The sequence below is a fragment of the Chitinivibrionales bacterium genome (assembly GCA_035516255.1).
Lineage (GTDB): Bacteria > Fibrobacterota > Chitinivibrionia > Chitinivibrionales > FEN-1185 > FEN-1185.
In genome coordinates, this window is sequence record DATJAL010000054.1 from 42,439 (window position 1) to 57,601 (window position 15,163).

Genomic DNA, 15,163 nt, shown 5'->3' on the forward strand with positions numbered 1-15,163 from the left:
GAACGCTTTTTCCTATTATATTGTGATTTTTTTTCATTTAATGCATTAAACAATTTATTATATTTTTCTCAGCCAATTTCCACATCGTTTACATAACGAAAAAGAATGTCAATTCTCATTTGAAAGCTTCACCATCACCATTTTACCATGAGGGAGGTTGCATGCGTATCTTGAGTTCATTGATGTGTGTCCTGTTTCTGTGCGGCGTTGTCCTGGCCGCCGATTCCACGTCGGCAAAGGCCCCGGCCGCGGCACCAGCTCCGGCTGTCGAAAAGGCCGCGCGGGCTCCTGCAGCCGAGGCTCCTGCTCCCGCAGCGGAACCGGCCCCGGCTCCTGCACCCGTTGTTGAAACTCCTGCCCCGGCCCCGGTCGTTGCGCCGAAACCTGCGGCACCGTCGGGCATCCAGCTCACGTGGTACGGCATGGCAATGCTGCGATTGCGGGAAGAAATAATCACCAACTGGTTGACAACAAAGGACAGAGAAGAAAAAGCAACCTTTTCGTACCAGATCGCCTATAAACTTGGCCTGAAAGTGAAGCCGAACGACCAGACGCTGATACAGTTCGAACTGGGCAATGACTGGTATGCCACCGAAGAAGCTTACGGGATACCCGGCAATTACTATCAGAAAAGAAACCCGCTCACTCCCTGGTTCTGCCTTGCCTATGCACAGTGGGATCCCGGTTACCTGCACCTCCAGGCCGGTATCATTCCGGTAAGGGGCACGCCGCTGATGGATCTTCTCGGCGTTTCGATTCTTCTGAACAGGACCTATAAAATGGCGGCCCACCTGCCATGGGGCGTGGTCACAAATTTCAGCCAAACGGGATTGCGGCTCGGAGCGCCCATTCTCAAGGGTGAGAAGGCCGAAGATTTCAACATCGGCGTGGACCTGATGTCGGCGGTGCTCGAACAGCGGCAGATCCTCGCCGGAATCGACACGATGAAGCTCAATCCCATTGCCGTGGAATTCCTGCTTGAGGTTCCAATGACCGTTGCCGGATTGAACCTGACGCCGCAGGCGTTCATCGTTCCCAACCGCAGCTACAACAGGTCCACCGGCAAAAGCGACCTGGAATTCGGTGCCGGCTTTGATCTCGGCTACAAGGTCAATCCCGACATCGTTTTGCGGGGAGGCTTCGGATATGCGCGCAATTCCAACTTGAATTCGTATAAAAACGCCGACGGCACTTACAACATGATGTACGACGTAATCCCCGATCCGACGGTCTCAAAGACCGATACGATAAACAGCAAGCTTGACAATGTAGGATTCGACAGGTGGGGCACCAACCTGAACGTCGGTACGACCATCGCACTCGGGCCCGGCAAGCTTGATCTGGATTTCAACCTCAGCAACGAGCAGAACTCCTGCGACACCACCGTCAACGACTGGTATCCCTTCGTGGACGTCAAGTACGGCTGGGCGCTCACCAAGAACTTCATCCTTATGCCACGGGTGCGGTTCTTCATGGCCGCGCCGCACGTGAAGTATGATTTCAAGGAAACCACGCGGCCCGAGCTGATTTTCACGGGAGTGTTCTAAATCGGTTTGCTTGAGGAACTGTGTTTTGGAAGGGGAGGGAACAGTGGGTTCCCTCTCCTTTTTTTATATCCGTTATTGCCTCTCGCAAGGCACGCAAAGAGCGCCAAGAAATAAATAATCAGTAGGTTAACAAATGACATTCAGCGGATTTGTTGGCCCAGTGAAAGCGGAAACCCGGATGATTTGTTGACTGGACTCCCGCATGCGCGGGAGCGGCGTTGGTTATTTTTGGATGCGCTCAGGTGAGCTCAAAGAGATTGCTTCGTGGAGTTTGTCCCGAGATTTGCCGAGGGGCTCGCAATGGCACATCTATCAATTCATCAACTCGTTTACCCCGTCAACTCGTCTACAATTTTCTCTTATCTTCCACCACCGGCTGTTTCTTTCCCCGGGATTCCGCCTGCAGCGAACTTTCTTCCATAAACGAGACGTTTGCGGTAACCCCGAGGACTGTTTTGATCCGCTGGGCAATTGTTTTGCGCAAATGTTCCAGCGCCTTGATCTCGTCGAGGTAATCGCTGCCCGATGCCACGGCGACGCAGATCTCCATGACGTCTGCGTCGTCTTTTCTGTCAAGAACGATCTTGCACTGGGGAACAATGCCTTCAACGCCGAGCACGGTCTCGAAGACCTGGGCGGGGAAGAGCTTGGCGCCCCGGAGCACGATCATGTCATCGGTGCGGCCCTTCACCCGGGTCATGCGCGCGAACGTGCGGCCGCAGGCGCAGGGACCCGGCATAAGGCTCGCGCGGTCTCCGGTGCGGTACCGGATGACCGGGAACGCCTCCTTGGTGATGGTGGTGAACACCAGCTCCCCTTCCTGGCCGTCCGCAACCGGCTGCAACGTGGCCGGATCGATGACCTCAACGATGAAATGGTCTTCGCTCACATGGAGGCCGTCTCTTTTTTCACATTCGCCGGAAACGCCCGGTCCCATGATTTCGCTCATGCCGTAACTGTCGTACGCCGTGATTTTGAAGATCTCCTCGATTTCCTTGCGCACGTTTTCGCTCCACGGCTCGGACCCGAAAATGCCGCGTTTTAGTTGCATCTGGTCCGGACCGACGTCCATCGATTCCATGGTCCGCGCAAGGGAGAGGGCGGTAGACGGCGCGCAGATGAGCGCGGAGGTTTTAAAGTCCTTCATGATGGTCACTTGGTCGCGCATGTTGCCGTGCGTCGACGCGGGGATCACCGACGCCCCGATTTTCTCAGCGCCGAAATGGAAACCGAGCCCGCCGGTGAAGAGGCTGTATGAAAACGCGATCTGCACCACGTCGTGCTCCGTGATGCCGGCCCAAGAAAGCTGGCGCGCCACGAGGTCGGACCAGTGCATGATGTCGTTTTTAGAATAACCCACCACGATGGGCTTGCCCGTGGTGCCGGAACTCGCGTGAATGCGCACGATGTCACGCAGGGGCAGCGCGAACATGTCGTAGGGATAGCTGTTGCGCAGGTCTTCCTTAGTTGTAAAGGGGAGGTTTTCTATATCCTTGATCGACCTGATGTTCTCGATGACGATGCTCTTTGCGTCAAGGGCGTGCCTGTAGAACGCGACGTTGCGATAGACCCTGTTAAGCGTGGTCTGCAGGCGCTCGATCTGCAGCTGCGCCAGGTCGTCGCGGGACATGGTTTCGAATTTCTGGCTGTCGGTCATAAGAGGCGGCCTCCTTTTATTGATCTGTTCACTCATTAATCTTCTGATAATCCTTCCCCAGATATGCCCGCTGCACTTCCGTATTGTTAAGCAGCTCCCGCGCGGTCCCTTCAAGCACAATGGAGCCTGTTTCCATCACATACCCGCGGTCGGCAATGCCGAGCACTGCTTTCGAATTCTGCTCAACCACGAGGATCGTACTGCCGCCGTCGCGCAACCTGCTTATCGTGGCCAGGATCTCCTTCACTACCAAAGGCGCGAGTCCCATTGACGGTTCGTCGAGCATTATAAACGCCGGCTTCGCCATTAGTGCGCGGCCGATGGCGAGCATCTGCTGCTCGCCGCCGGAAAGCGTTCCGGCGAGCTGGCCGCTACGCTGCTTGAGAATCGGAAACAACTCGAACACGAGGCCGAGCTGGGTTTTTACCTCGGCGCCCGCGCGTTTCTGGAACTGCGTGTAGGCGCCAAGGACAAGGTTTTCCTCAACGGTCATGGGCGCGAAGAGCAGTCTTCCCTCGGGAACGAGCACGCAACCCCTGCCGACCACCTTGTGCGCCGTGATGCCGGAAAGGGGGGCGCCGTTAAACAATATTTCGCCCGACCAAGGCTTGATCACGCCAGCGATCGTGTTGAGCAGTGTGGTTTTTCCGGCGCCGTTCGCGCCGATGATGCCGACGATCTCGCCGGGATTGACATGGAGCGAAACGCTCTTGAGCACACGCAGCTTGTTGTAGCCCGATTCGAGACTCCGCACCTTAAGCATGCTCTTCCCCCAGATAGACCCTGATGACTTCCTTGTTTTTCTGGATGTCGCGCGGTTTTCCCTCGGCGATCATCTGTCCGAACGAAAGCGCGCTTATCCCGTCCGAAACGTTCATCACCAGCGACATGTCATGCTCGACCAGAAGGATGGTGACGCCGGTGTCCCGTATTTTCCGAATCGTTTGGCCGAGCCTCTCGGTTTCCTGCATGTTAAGCCCGGCTGCCGGTTCGTCAAGGAGCAGCAGCACCGGTTCGCCCGCAAGGGCGCGCGCAAGCTCGACGTGGCGCTGCTGGCCGAACGCGAGGCTCATCGCGTCGGTGTGCGCAAGGTGCGACACGCCGAGCAGGTCGAGCATGGCGAGCGAGCGTTCGCGTATGAGCCTTTCTTCCTTCCACGAGCGGGGGAGGTTCAAAATGCCGCTCATTATCCCACACCTGCTCCTGATGTGCCTTCCGATCATGACGTTCTCGAGCACGGTCATTTTCGCAAAAAGCTTGATGTTCTGAAACGTGCGTATCACGCCGTGTGATGCGATTTTATGCGGCGCGAGTCCATGGATCGGTTTTCCGTTAAAGAAAACAGCGCCGGAATCCGCCTTGAGGGAACCTGAAATAAGGTTGAACAGCGTGGTTTTCCCCGCGCCGTTGGGACCGATGAGTCCCTTTATCATCCCCTTTTCAACTGAAAAGGTGACATCATTGACGGCGTGGAGCCCGCCGAAGTGTTTGCTGAGGTTTTTTATTTCAAGTAGTGCCATATATGAAATTACAAAGTGACAAAGAAACGAAGAGGCAGAGCAAAAACCGTATCATGAGTTTATGGTCATTTCCGCGAAAGCGGGAATCCAGTTTTACTTTTCTCCGTGCTCTCCGTGTCTCCGCGGTGGATTTTTCTTATAACAGAACCGATATTTTTAAACACTCCGGTCTTCACCAAAATTCCGTTCGGCGCAAACAGCATCACCAGGACAAGTATTCCGCCGAACACCGCCTCGTCGAATGAACCGAAGTATCCCCGCAGCGAAAGAAAGTTGAGCGTCACGCTCGCGAGGATGGCGCCCCACAGGTTCGACATGCCGCCCACGGCCACGATCGCCACGTATCGCACCGATTTCATGATCGACGCCTCGGAAGGGCCGATGCCGCCGTTGTAATGGGTGAGGAAAATCCCGGCGACCGATGCGAACACGGCGCTTATGACGAACAGGGTGAGCTTGTAACGGGCAACGTCGACACCCATGGCTGCCGCAGCTTCCTCGTTGCCGTGGATCGAACGAAGGGCGCGGCCCGCCCGCGAATGAACCAGGTTGTGCATGAGCAGTGCGGCGAGAAGCACGAGGAACCACGCGATGTAATAATTGGAGATGCGGGCACCCATGTTGCCGCTCACGTTGAGCCCATGTGTGAGTCCGAACGCCGGAACGTTCGCTATGCCGTCAGCGCATCCGAACACCTTGGTGCCGAGAACGATTTTGTAGATGATGGAGCCGAATCCCAGCGTCGCCATGGCAAGATAATGTCCCTTGAGCCGCAAAACCGGAATTCCGATAAGGTAAGCTATAATGACGGTGGCGATGATGGCTGCGAAAAATGCCAGCCATGGAGTGAGATGGCCGATGTCCGCGCCGTACACGTCTTTTCCCACGCTGATCCACCCGATGTGCACCATCAGGCGGCCGATCGCGCCTTTTGTCAAGGGATAAAAGTCGGCGGTGGTAAGCGCCGCGGAAACGTACCCGCCGATGGCGAAGAATCCCGCATGCCCGAGCGAAATCTGGCCGGCATATCCCATGAGCATGCACAAACCGATCACGACGATCGTATAATACGCCGACATGGTGAGCTGGGTGAGATAGAATTTGTGTCCGGTGAGCGTTACCAACAGCTGTATGCCGGCCACGAGCGCAGCGATGATAAGGAGCGGAAGGTATCGCTTGAGGTTTGCCATGGCTAGAATTCCTTGAGCGCCCCGGCTTCTTTGCTGCCGAAAAGACCGGCCGGTTTAAAAAAGAGAATCGCCAGCAGTATCGTTATGGCTATGACATCTTTGTACGCGACCGGCAGCACGCTGATGCTGAAGGCTTCGATGATTCCCAGCAGCAGGCCTGAGGCGACGGCGGCGGTGCTGTTGCCCAGCCCGCCCAGAATGGCGACGGTAAAGCCCTTGATGGCGAGGGGCGTGCCGCACTCGTACTGGGTCTGGGTGAGCGGCGAAATCACGCACCCGGCAAGTGCACCGATCGCCGCGCTTAACATAAAGGAAAAGGTCACCATGTTCTTCACGCTGATGCCGCACAGTACCGCTGCGGTGCGGTTGGCCGAGCAGGCACGCATGGATCTGCCGGTAAGGGTGTATCTGAAAAATAAAGAAAGCAGAATCACCATGGCCGCGCACGTGCCGAGCACCCACAGCACCTGCGGTGAGATGTAGGCGCCGAAAATTGCAATCGAAGAACACTCATTGCCGGTGAAGAATTTCAACGCCCGAACTTTTTCGTCCCAGACATGGAGCGCCGCTTCCCTGAGCAGTATCGAGAGGCCGATGGTGATGATGATCATGCGCAGCACGGAAGGGCTTTTGAGCCAGCGGATGAAAAGCAGCTCGACCAGCGCGCCTATTGCGGCGGTGATCCCGACTGCGCAGGCGATCGCGAGCGGCAACGGCATGAAAGGGGAGAGCGAGATGGCGGTCATTGCGCCGAGCATGACGAATTCGCCCTGAGCAAAATTGATGATGCCGGTCGTATTGTAAATGATGTTGAACCCGATGGCCACGATGGCGTAGATGCTGCCGCTGGTAATGCCGGAAAGAAAATATTGAAGAATTAGTGAGAAGGACATTTTCGTTGAGAATTGGTCCGGTTAAACGTTAGGACTTACCTTGATGATACATAACCCAAGCAATCGATCCGACATCTATAAATATAAAACAGGCCACCCTCACCCTTGCAGGGAGGAGGGTGGCCCGAAATGTATTGTAAGAGCTGAAAAGAAATTCAAACCAGCAATGAAATAAGCGGATTTTCTCCAAATCAAAGAAAATTAATTCGAGTACAGAGCAAACTTCCCGCCCTTGACGGTCAGCATCTCAAACGCGTTGATGTCAAGACCGTTGTGGTCAGTCGCCGAGAAATTGAAAATGCCCGCTGTTCCCACGAATCCCTTGAGGCCCTCGATTGCCGCGACGACTTTCTCCCTGTCGGGGCCGCCCGCGACTTCGATGGCCTTGGCAAGAATCGTGAGGGCGTCGTAGGCGTGCCCGCCGAACGTGCTCACGTCTTCCTTGTATTTGGCTTCGTAATCGGCCTTGTATTTCTCGAGCAGCGCTTTTTGCGGATGATCCTTGAGAAGAACGGCGGCGACAAGAAGGCGTCCGGCAGGGAAAATGATGCCTTCGGCCGCTTCGCCCGCGGTCTGCACGTACTTGATGTTGCCGAACCCATGGCTTTGGAACAGCGGGACCTTGAAGCCGAGCTGTTTCATATTCTTGGCGAGGAGCGCCTGCGCGGGTTCGATGGACCAGTTGACAACCGCGCCGGGGTTTGCCGCCTTGACCTTGGTGAGCACGCTGGTAAGGTCGGTGGCGTCTTTGTCATAGACTTCGTTGGCGACGATGGTGATTTTGTAATCGGGGGCGATTTTCTCCAACTGTTCCTTGCCGAGCTTGCCGAAGCCGGTGTTGCTCGAGGTCACGGCGATCTTGTCGATCTTGAGCTTGTTGAGCGCCATGAAGATCTTGCGCGCCGCATCGCTGTCTTTCTGCGGCGTCTTGAACACGTATTTGGCCTGCGGTTTGACAATGGCTTCCGCCGCGGCGCAGGAAATGAGGATGGTCTTGTTGCTGTCGCAGATGGACTTGATCTGCATGGTCTCGCCCGAGGTGGACGGACCGATGATGGCGAACACTTTTTCCTCCTCGATCAGCTGCTTGGCAAAGGAGACTGCGTTTTCTGGCTTGCCCTGAGAGTCCTTTATGACGAGGACCAATTTCTGCCCTTTAACGCCGCCTTTCGCGTTGATGTCGTCGACGACCAACTGGGCGGTCTTTTCTTCCGGTGCGCCGAGATTGGCAGCGGGCCCGGTTATTGCAAATATGGCGCCGATTTTAATGGGTTCGGCGGCCTTTGCGGGAGCGGCCGCAGGAGCCGCGGCGGGGGAAGCTTTCGTGTCCTTTGCGGACTTATCCGCAGGCTTTTCCAAGGCAAATGAAAAGCTGCACATCACGACAACGAGTGCGGCAACAGCCGCAATCCACGAACGTCTGGTCATACAATGCCTCCTTAAAGGGTTTGGTTTAAAAGGGCTATTTGCGATTATTTCAAATCTTACGGACTTCCTCATCGGTCATCAGCTTGTACCCGTTTTTCTTGAACACCTCGATTGCCTTGTCGCCGTTTTCAAAACGCAGGAACAGGATCGCCTTGTTGGAATACTGTTCGACAAACGAATAGGTGTATTCGATGTTAAGGCCGTTCTTGTCGCACAGGTTCATGATGTCGTAGAAAATGCCTTCACGGTCGTCTATCTCCACTGCGATCACGGTGTTGATTTTCACCGTGAACCCGGCGTTCTTGAGCATTTCGTTAGCCGCCTCGGGTTTGGACACGATCATGCGCAGGATGCCGAAATCCGAGGTGTCGGCAATGGTAAGCGCTCTTATGTTGATCTTGTTTTCCTTGAGCACTTGTGCCACATGCGCAAGCCTGCCCGGTTTGTTTTCGAGAAAAACTGAGATCTGCTGGATATTCATGGATTTTCTCCTTTTTCTTAAATGACCCGTTTGTCGATGATTCTCTTTGCTTTGCCTTCGCTGCGCGCAATAGTCTTGGGTTCCACGAGTTTCACCTTGGTGTTGATGAGCAGTGCCTCATGCAGTTCTTTTTCAATCTGTTTTTCCCTCGCTTCGAGGTTCTTGATTTCATCGGAAAAACCGGCTTCGCCCAATTCAACTTGCACTTCGAGGTAATCGAGGTTATCGCGCCGCTCCACGACAAGCTGGTAATGGGGGGCGACGCCTTCCATCTTCAGAAGCACCTCTTCGATCTGCGTAGGAAACACATTGACCCCGCGGATGATGAGCATGTCGTCGGTGCGGCCGAGGATGCGGTGCATGCGCACCGACGTGCGGCCGCAGCCGCATTTGCTTCGGTCAAGATAGGTGATGTCCCGTGTGCGGTACCTTACCACCGGCGAGCCTTCTTTCGTGAGCGTGGTAAAAACCAATTCGCCCTTTTCGCCGTCGGGCAGGAGCTCGCCCGTTTCCGGATTGATGATTTCGGGGTAAAAATGGTCCTCGAAAACGTGGAGAAGGTTCTGGCGCTCGCATTCCGATGCCACGCCAGGGCCGATGATCTCGGTAAGCCCATAAATGTCGATTGCTTTCAGGTGGAGTTTTTCCTGAATTTCCTTTCGCATGTTCTCGCTCCACGGCTCAGCGCCAAAGCATCCGGATTTAAGCGGCAGCTTTGAGAAATCGATGCCTTCCTCGGCTCCAGCCTCGGCAAGGTACAGGGCGTAGGACGGGGTGCAGGCAAGGACGGTTGTGCCGAAATCCTTCATGATCTGGAGTTGGCGTTTGGTATTGCCGCCCGAAATCGGTATGATCATTGCGCCGATCTTCCTTGCTCCGTAGTGAACGCCAAGACCGCCGGTGAAAAGGCCGTATCCGTAGGCATCCTGAACTCGGTCTTTTGCCGTTGTGTCACCCATGGCAAGAGTTCTGGCCATTACTTCCGACCAAATCTCAATATCTTTTTTTGTATAAGCGTCCACCACCGGTTTGCCGGTGGTTCCCGATGACGTATGAATTTCTACAATGGAGTTTACATCGCAGGAAAGGAGCCCGTACGGATATACGTCCCGCATCTCGGTTTTTGTCATGAACGGCAGTTTCACGATGTCGGATATATGTTTGATGTCCGAAGGCTTGACCCCTGCGGCGTCCATTTTTTTTCTGAAATAATCGTTGTTGTTGTACACCATCCTTACCAGGTTCTGCAAGCGACGCGTCTGGAGCAACGCGAGCTTTTTTCTGCTCATGCATTCGCATTCTCGGTTCCAAATCATTGGCAAGCCCCCAATAAATAATTAGGATTGAAAAGAATATGGGAAAAACGTAATAACGCTCGAAGATAATAACATAATATATGGTATTATGGGGTTTGCAAATGGAATAGGCCCCAGGACGCTTTGCACATCGACAGCATGAAAAAATCAGTGTTTTTCACTGCGCGGGAATTTAAAAGCCAATAGGATGGAGACTTACCGCTTGACATTGAGAGCTTGGCTTGGTATCATTTGAATTGACGGTTTTTTTGACACTCAATTCCTCGGTTTCCCGCCCGTTTCCGGGATATGGAACATGACAGCAAAAACATCTCTATTCAACGCAATTTACTACGGGACCAAACTCTCCGAAAAGATGCATGAGGACGACACGGAGTATAATCGGAGAGTCCCGTTACTTATTACCCTGGCTTATTTCGCAATCATAATGCTTTCGGTGTTTTCACTCATCGATTTAATCCGGGGCGATGGGTTTAACGCGGTTAGAAACCTACTGGTCCTGGCATGTATTGTTGCAGGATTTATTCATCTCCGCATGACCGGTAAAACCGCTTTTGCATCGAACGTTTTTCTTTGCATGATCTGCATTCAATTTTTTATTGATTTCGCCATTGACAACTTCCGTGCCATGTGGTCGTTTTCCGTACCCCTCCTGTTCTTTTTTATGCTTGGCATACGCAACGCGGCAGTCGCTACTACGATCTTTTTTCTTGCCGAGTGTGGATATATGTTTGTGATGGCACCCCAACATTTTCCAACCGATTTTAAAATCCGGTTTCCTATCATTTTCTTTTGCATCGCACTGTTTTCATCGTTTTTCGAATGGGTGCGTTTTGTCACCCAGAACAAACTCGAACGCAGCCGTTCAATGTTTAAAATCCAGAGTGACATCGGCGTTATCCTTGGATCTGAAGAACACCTTGCCCCGGCTTTGGACCGGATGCTCGACGCCGTTCTCGTGATTAAAGAAATTGATTCCGGTTGGGTATATTTGGTTGATAAAAAGACCGGGGCCCTTGATCTTGCAGTTTGCCGGGGCTTGACCGCTGAATTTGCCCGGGACGTTTCCCGCTGTGCTCCAGATTCCTTTTATACAACACTTGTCATGAAAGGCGCACCGGTGTTCCAGAGATGCCAAGAGACCGGGCTTATTCATCCGGATGCAAAGTACAGCGAGGGACTGAAGGGCATGGCGGTTTTGCCTATTCTGAACGAAGCCAAGGTTATTGCGGTGCTCAATCTTGCCTCGCATAGCAGTGATGAATTCCCGCTCGAGACACAAAGACTTCTCGAGTCGATTTCTGCAAGCCTTGGCAACGCAATTGCGAGAATGATTGCGATAGACGAATTGCGAAAGCTATCGGTGCGCAACGATGCAATCCTGTCCGCGGTCCCTGACATTATTATGGAAACGGACAACAACAAGGTGTATAAATGGGCCAATAAGGCTGGCATAGATTTTTTCGGCCGCGATGTCGTAGGGAAGGGTGCAGATGCCTTTTTTGAAGGTGAACAGGAGACCTATATAAAAACAGAGCCCCTATTTTCGGGAAGCGATGAATTGATTTACGTTGAGAGCATGCAACGCCGCAAAGACGGCGAAAAGCGTCTGCTTGCCTGGTGGTGCCGCTCCCTTAAAGACCTTGATGGCAGGGTAACCGGTGCATTGTCGAGCGCACGTGACATTACCGATATGCGGAAGCTGGAGCAACAACTCCGACAGGCCCACAAAATGGACGCAATTGGCCAGTTGGCAGGCGGTATTGCCCACGATTTCAACAATCAGCTTACCGCCATTGCCGGGTTTGCCCAGCTCCTTTCACAGAATGCGGGCGAAAACCAGCAGATGTTAAAATATGCCGAAAAAATAATGCTGACCGCGAAGCGCTCCTCGGATCTTACCGCACAGCTTCTGGCATTTTCGCGAAAGGGGAATGTTATTTCCGTTGCAACGGACCTCAGGACCATTATTGCCGAGGTTGTGGAGATACTCAAACATACCATTGATAAAAAAATAATTTTAAAGCAGCGTCTCGGTGTCCACCCCATGGTTGTTCAGTGCGACCCTTCACAGATCCAGAACGCGCTGCTTAACATTGCTCTCAACGCACGGGACGCAATGCCAGATGGCGGTGACATGGTGTTTGCCACCGAGAAGGTGAAGATTGACCGTTCCTATGCCGTCTCAAAACATTTCGAAATTCACGAAGGCACCTATATCCTGGTAAGCGTCACCGACACCGGATCGGGCATGGACGCCGATACGCAGAAACACATCTTTGAGCCGTTCTTCACCACCAAGGAAATAGGAAAGGGCACCGGCATGGGGCTAGCGGCGGTTTACGGCATTGTCAAGAGTCACAGGGGCTGGATCAATGTGTACAGCGAACCTGGCTACGGCACCGCCTGCAAACTCTATTTTCCCGCGTTTGATGTCGAGGCTGCGGGCGAAAAGGAGAAAAAAACCTCTGTGGGGACTGCCGGCCAAAAGTTGCGCATCCTTTTTATTGATGACGAAAAGATGATAGGCGAAATGGCGCATGATATGTTGGCTTCGCTCGGCCATGAGGTGAGTGTATTCAATAGTGCTAAAAAGGCCGTGGAACATTACAAGAAATCGTGGCAATCGATCGACCTCGTCATCATGGACATGATAATGCCCGAAATGGGAGGAATGGAAACGTTTGTCGCGCTGCAAGCAATAAACCCTTCAATACGTTCTCTATTGTCGTCAGGTTATTCCCTTGCAGGTGAAGCACAGAAGATCATCAACAAAGGTGTACGCGGATTTGTTCAGAAACCGTTCATGTTCGATCAACTGCAAAAAGCCATTGAGGATGCAATGACAGGATGAAATACCTTCTTTTAATGTGATCACACACGGGTCTTCGTCAATTAAAAAGGCATCACTAAAGATGCCTTTTTTAATGATTGTTTTTAGAATCATTTTGCAATGCAATACGCTTGGCCGCACTAGGGTTTTTCTCAGCCAAAATGCGGATAAAATAAACGCCGTTTACATATGCGCCTGCATTATCCCGCTTTTCCAATGGTAAGAGGTGATATGCTATAAAAGGTATGGTGATATATTAATTGAGATAATTTTCCCAAATAATCATTTGCTAATTATAACAGGATATAAAATTTGTAACAACATAATTAATAATAAGTTATAATATTAATTAGTATAATTAAAATCATGAGCCGTTTTACAAAATAAAAATAAGTTGACATATAATCCAAAATACTGTATATTTAAGTGAAACTAATCACAATAATTAACCGGTAGTAGATGATGTTAAAAAATAAAAAACCCAATATTCCTTTGCCTTCGCTTTCCAGGCTTCTGACTGTATACCGTCTTCTTGAGCAACTAGAAAAGGATGGGATTGCCTCCGTGTCTTCGTCCGAGATCGGCAAAATTCTTGGATACAAGCCGGATAGCATCCGCAAAGATGTCAGCTTTCTTGGCGAAGTGGGGAATTTCGGAGGCGGATACGAGGTTCAGAAACTCAAGAGGCACATCAGCACAAAACTGGAATTGGAGAAAAAGAGAAAAACCTGCATTGTGGGACTTGGCCGGCTTGGTACGGCGATTCTGAATTACGACGATCTGCTTAGGAACGGGTTCATCGTTGTGGCGGGGTTCGATTCTAATATAAATAAACTTGAGACGATAAATACCGCGCTTGAATTGTTCCCTGCCTATGAAATCGCGGAAATCGTGCGAAGAAAGGAAATTGAGATCGGAGTGATTGCGGTGCCGGCACGGTCCGCTCAAGAAACCGCTGACCGGCTCATGGAAGGCGGCATCAAGGGGATAATAAATTTTTCGCCCGTGGCGATAGAGGTGAAAAACAGTGTGATGATCAGGAACATTGATCTTCTTGGCGAGTGCATGCTCCTGTCAACACTGCTTACCTTTGAAGAAAACGCGTTGAGATAGGGATATAAACCTTATAGAAAAAGGAGAGTCACATGGCACGAGTGTTTAATTTTTCCGCTGGACCTGCTGTGCTTCCTGAGCCAGTGCTCAAGAATGCTGCAGCCGAAATGCTCGATTGCAACGGATCCGGGATGTCGGTGATGGAGATGAGCCACCGGTCAAAGGATTTTGAGGCAATCATCAACGGAGCCGAGGAACATCTACGAAAGCTCATGAACATTCCTCCAAACTATAAGGTGCTGTTTCTACAGGGCGGTGCGTCGAGCCAGTTTGCCATGGTGCCGCTCAACCTGCTCGGAAAAAACGGGAAAGCAGATTTCCTTAATACCGGAACCTGGTCCAAAAAGGCGATTTCCGAGGCAAAACGGTACGGGAAAGCAAATGTCGTGGCAACGTCTGAGGATAAGAATTTCAGCTACATTCCCAAAGTCGCCAAGGACAAGTTCGATCCGCAGGCGAGTTACGTGCACATCACCAGCAACAACACGATTGAGGGAACGAAATACTCCGTTTTTCCAGATACCGGCGCGGTGCCCCTTGTTGCGGACATGTCTTCGAACATTCTCTCCGAGGCGATGGATGTCACGAAATTCGGTCTGATTTATGCAGGCGCGCAGAAGAACATCGGACCTGCGGGCGTATGCGTAGTCATCATCCGGGAAGACTTGATTGGCAAGGCGCTCGACATCACCCCAACCATGTTTAATTACGACACCCATGCCAAGGAAAAATCTTTGTATAATACGCCGCCCACATACGGCATTTACATTGCAAAACTGGTGTTCGAATGGATGCTCGAAAAGGGAGGCGTCCCCGCGATAGAGAAAATTAACAGAGAAAAGGCTAAGATGTTGTACGATTTTATAGACAATTCCAGCCTTTTCAAAGGAACGGCGGCAAAGGAAGACCGATCCATTATGAACGTTCCCTTTACGCTTCCGACCGACGAGCTTACCGAAAATTGCCTCAAGGAGGCAAAGCAGAACGGCTTGGTTCAGCTCAAGGGACACCGGAGCGTTGGAGGAATGCGCGCCAGTATTTACAACGCGATGCCATTTGAAGGCGTTAAAAAGCTTGTCGATTTTCTTAAAAAATTCGAAACGGCCAACAAATAAAAATGGACATTGAGGACACAGTGGAAAAAAATTAAAAAACGCTTATTCTCCGTGATCTCGATGGCTATGC

At 52.0% G+C, this 15,163-nt stretch carries 12 protein-coding genes; 4 read left to right on the top strand and 8 right to left on the bottom strand.

Annotated features, from left to right (window positions below):
* Positions 1–161 precede the first annotated feature (161 nt).
* Positions 162–1,547, top strand: coding sequence for a hypothetical protein (locus tag VLX68_16960; protein HUI93936.1), 1,386 nt, complete (start codon positions 162–164; stop codon positions 1,545–1,547).
* Positions 1,548–1,893: 346 nt separating this feature from the next.
* On the opposite strand, the gene VLX68_16965 is transcribed toward VLX68_16960, so the two are convergent.
* The 8 genes from VLX68_16965 to VLX68_17000 form a co-directional block, all read right to left on the bottom strand.
* Positions 1,894–3,204: a phenylacetate--CoA ligase gene (locus VLX68_16965; GenBank protein ID HUI93937.1), complete on the bottom strand. Its 1,311-nt coding sequence runs from the start codon at positions 3,202–3,204 to the stop codon at positions 1,894–1,896.
* Between the two features lie 28 nt (positions 3,205–3,232).
* A complete protein-coding gene (locus VLX68_16970; protein ID HUI93938.1) occupies positions 3,233–3,967 on the bottom strand; it encodes an ABC transporter ATP-binding protein in 735 nt (244 codons plus the stop codon).
* Complete coding sequence (locus VLX68_16975) at positions 3,960–4,724, bottom strand: ABC transporter ATP-binding protein (protein ID HUI93939.1); 765 nt, start codon at positions 4,722–4,724, stop codon at positions 3,960–3,962. The genes VLX68_16970 and VLX68_16975 overlap by 8 nt, the downstream gene beginning before the upstream one ends.
* Positions 4,725–4,789: 65 nt before the next feature.
* Positions 4,790–5,914 carry a branched-chain amino acid ABC transporter permease gene (locus VLX68_16980; protein HUI93940.1) on the bottom strand — a complete coding sequence of 375 codons (1,125 nt, stop codon included), beginning with the start codon at positions 5,912–5,914 and terminating at the stop codon, positions 4,790–4,792.
* A gap of 2 nt (positions 5,915–5,916) precedes the next feature.
* Positions 5,917–6,807, bottom strand: coding sequence for a branched-chain amino acid ABC transporter permease (locus VLX68_16985; protein ID HUI93941.1), 891 nt, complete (start codon positions 6,805–6,807; stop codon positions 5,917–5,919).
* A 201-nt stretch (positions 6,808–7,008) separates the two neighbouring features.
* Positions 7,009–8,235: an ABC transporter substrate-binding protein gene (locus tag VLX68_16990; protein ID HUI93942.1), complete on the bottom strand. Its 1,227-nt coding sequence runs from the start codon at positions 8,233–8,235 to the stop codon at positions 7,009–7,011.
* Positions 8,236–8,284: 49 nt separating this feature from the next.
* Positions 8,285–8,716 (bottom strand): ACT domain-containing protein, encoded by a 432-nt coding sequence (locus VLX68_16995; GenBank protein HUI93943.1) that lies wholly within the window; start codon positions 8,714–8,716, stop codon positions 8,285–8,287.
* 17 nt (positions 8,717–8,733) lie between these two features.
* The gene (locus tag VLX68_17000) at positions 8,734–10,005 is read right to left on the bottom strand and encodes a phenylacetate--CoA ligase (protein HUI93944.1); all 1,272 of its coding nucleotides are present in this window, start codon (positions 10,003–10,005) and stop codon (positions 8,734–8,736) included.
* A gap of 322 nt (positions 10,006–10,327) precedes the next feature.
* Here VLX68_17000 and VLX68_17005 point away from each other — a divergent pair, with 322 nt between their 5' ends.
* From VLX68_17005 to serC, 3 genes are all read left to right on the top strand, one after another.
* Positions 10,328–12,886: a response regulator gene (locus tag VLX68_17005; GenBank protein ID HUI93945.1), complete on the top strand. Its 2,559-nt coding sequence runs from the start codon at positions 10,328–10,330 to the stop codon at positions 12,884–12,886.
* Between the two features lie 441 nt (positions 12,887–13,327).
* Positions 13,328–13,978 (top strand): redox-sensing transcriptional repressor Rex, encoded by a 651-nt coding sequence (locus tag VLX68_17010; GenBank protein ID HUI93946.1) that lies wholly within the window; start codon positions 13,328–13,330, stop codon positions 13,976–13,978.
* Positions 13,979–14,010: 32 nt separating this feature from the next.
* Positions 14,011–15,093: a 3-phosphoserine/phosphohydroxythreonine transaminase gene (gene serC, locus VLX68_17015; GenBank protein HUI93947.1), complete on the top strand. Its 1,083-nt coding sequence runs from the start codon at positions 14,011–14,013 to the stop codon at positions 15,091–15,093.
* Positions 15,094–15,163: the final 70 nt, after the last annotated feature.